We start from the raw sequence: 2,169 nt of genomic DNA, 5'->3' as shown, positions 1-2,169 counted from the left end.
TTTTCAGTAAGAGAAGTTCACGACCCTTTCGCGCACAAGCGCTCGGGGACGCGACGTCGGCAAGCTTCTTTCGTTAGCTGAAATGGCGATAAATTAATTGTAATCTAAAGCAAATTTAATAAGAAGTCCTTGACAAGTATATATCTTGATATATACTATTTTTGAGGTAATTAAATGCAAACAGCAAAATTATTTATAAATGGAAGAAGTCAGGCAGTTAGATTACCAAAAGAATTCCAATTTTCTGGTGATGATGTTCTTATTCAAAAAGTGGGAGAAGCGGTAATCCTAGTGCCGAAAAATAAAGCCTGGAATGTATTTCTGGAAGGGTTAAACGGTTTTTCAGATGATTTTTTGGGGGAGGGACGAGAACAACCGAAATCAGATAAAAGAGAAAAGCTTTGAATGTATCTTTTAGATACCAATATTTGTATTTTTTTAATTAAAAAGAAGAACGCAGTTCTTTTGGCCAACCTTAAGAAAAAATTAAATAAAGAATTATTTATTTCTTCATTAACGGTCGCGGAGCTTGAATTTGGAATTCAGAAAAGTGAACATAAGGAGAAAAACAAAGTAGCGCTAATTGAATTTTTAACAATCTTCAATATACTTTCTTTTTCTGATAAAGATGCAGAATCTTATGGGTTAATCAGAGCTGACTTGGAAAAAAGGGGAAACGTAATTGGTTCAATAGATATGCTTCTTGCTGCTCAAGCAATTTCTAATAATTACATTTTTGTCACTAATAATACAAAAGAATTTAAGCGAATTAAGGATTTAAAAATCGAAGATTGGACTCAATAACGATCCAATCGCCACTTCAGCTAACTTCGGCTTCTCACTCCGTTCGCGACTCACGGTTCCCGCTCGCGCTCACTCCGGCCTCCGGCACATTGCTTTGTCTCTTCGGTTCGCTGGACGGCGCTAAGGCGCCTCGAACCTCGTGCCAACCGCGTCGCGCACAGGCGCTTGCGGACGCAACGTCGAGAAGCCTCTTTCGTTAGGCGACATTCCGCTTCGCTTTTCTTTGGGTTGGCTAAGTGTTTTAGGGGGATAACTGCAACTGTTTCATTAGGTTGCAATGGTTTAACGATATATTTTCTTGACGCTCGCGGAACGCTCGCCTAACTAACGCTTGCCGCTTCGTTCGTCACTCACGGTTCCCGTTCGGACTCACTTCGGTCTTCGACACATCGCTTCGCGAACTTGGCTAAATAGTAAAAGAAGAGATTTTTAGTAAGAGAAGTTCGCGACCCTTTCGCGCGCAGGCGCTCGGGGACGCGACGTCGGCAAGCTTCTTTCGTTAAGCGCTATTGCAAAAATAAATAGAAACAAAAGAAAATGACTGAGTTTAATAAGATAATAAGATATTTATTTCCAGTATTCATTTACTTTGGGTATACTTTTCTATTTATCAGTTTACTTTTGCTTCCCCATTATATTTTCTATGAAACTCTTTCGGAAATCAATCTGAATACTACATTCATTTTAGCATTCTCAGGAGGAATTGGTTACGTAATTAGTCTAATTCATCACTACTTATTTTGGAATTGCCATATTTACCCAAAAACTAGATATACTAAATATATCGCTTCGTTACATAATAGAAATCTATTAGAGCTTACTTCGAATAATAAAAGATTAATCCGTAAATTAGATGAGCGCGATTATTGGCGAATTCTTAACATTATATGGCATCGATTACGTGAAGAGGATAAGGCCTTAGAGAAAGTAAATAGTAGAAATGATTCCTTAACAGATTTGATGCATGGAAATGGATCTTCTCTCGTATCATTAATTTTATCGATTATTACTTCAGCTTTTTTCATCATATATCTGCTTTGCAATAACGAAATTGATAAGGTAAGCTGTTTTTTTGTTATAGTTTCTTTCCTCGTTTTTGGAGTTGCATTTCTACTTCACCGTTATAGTTATCATTTTAGCGCATCTAACTTAAACCGCTTCTTTGAGGATGCGTTATTCCACGCTTTATCGATTCGTGCGAATTCTAAAATTTCAAAGGAAAGCAAAAAAACAAATGGACCATTAAAATTCTATATTGATAGACCAAATTAATGATAGCAACGGCGCTTAACTTCGGCTTCTCACTTCGTTCGCGACTCACGGTTCCCGCTCGCGCTCACTCCGGGCTAAAGCCACATTGCTTTG

The 2,169-nt window shown here is 37.9% G+C and carries 3 protein-coding genes; all 3 read left to right on the top strand.

Annotation, left to right across the window (positions count from 1 at the left end; all coding sequences use genetic code 11):
• Window positions 1–174 precede the first annotated feature (174 nt).
• The 3 genes from vapB (at window position 175) to JWG44_RS00005 (ending at window position 2,076) form a co-directional block, all read left to right on the top strand.
• Window positions 175–405 carry a type II toxin-antitoxin system antitoxin VapB gene (gene vapB, locus JWG44_RS00015; RefSeq protein WP_205272916.1) on the top strand — a complete coding sequence of 77 codons (231 nt, stop codon included), beginning with the start codon at window positions 175–177 and terminating at the stop codon, window positions 403–405.
• Window positions 406–804 carry a type II toxin-antitoxin system tRNA(fMet)-specific endonuclease VapC gene (gene vapC / locus JWG44_RS00010; RefSeq protein WP_205272915.1) on the top strand — a complete coding sequence of 133 codons (399 nt, stop codon included), beginning with the start codon at window positions 406–408 and terminating at the stop codon, window positions 802–804.
• 537 nt (window positions 805–1,341) lie between these two features.
• Window positions 1,342–2,076, top strand: a complete 735-nt coding sequence (locus JWG44_RS00005; RefSeq protein WP_205272914.1) for a BA5345 family protein — start codon at window positions 1,342–1,344, stop codon at window positions 2,074–2,076.
• Window positions 2,077–2,169: the final 93 nt, after the last annotated feature.

The sequence above is a fragment of the Leptospira ainazelensis genome, assembly GCF_016918785.1.
Lineage (GTDB): Bacteria > Spirochaetota > Leptospiria > Leptospirales > Leptospiraceae > Leptospira > Leptospira ainazelensis.
The sequence above is the reverse complement of the archived record's forward strand: the minus strand, read 5'-3'. Positions and strand labels throughout refer to the sequence as shown.

Bases quoted from the DNA above. Each gene is read 5' to 3' on its own strand.
- vapC (WP_205272915.1), top strand. From the start codon at position 406: ATGTATCTTTTAGATACCAATATTTGTATTTTTTTAATTAAAAAGAAG.
- JWG44_RS00005 (WP_205272914.1), top strand. From the start codon at position 1,342: ATGACTGAGTTTAATAAGATAATAAGATATTTATTTCCAGTATTCATT.
- vapB (WP_205272916.1), top strand. From the start codon at position 175: ATGCAAACAGCAAAATTATTTATAAATGGAAGAAGTCAGGCAGTTAGA.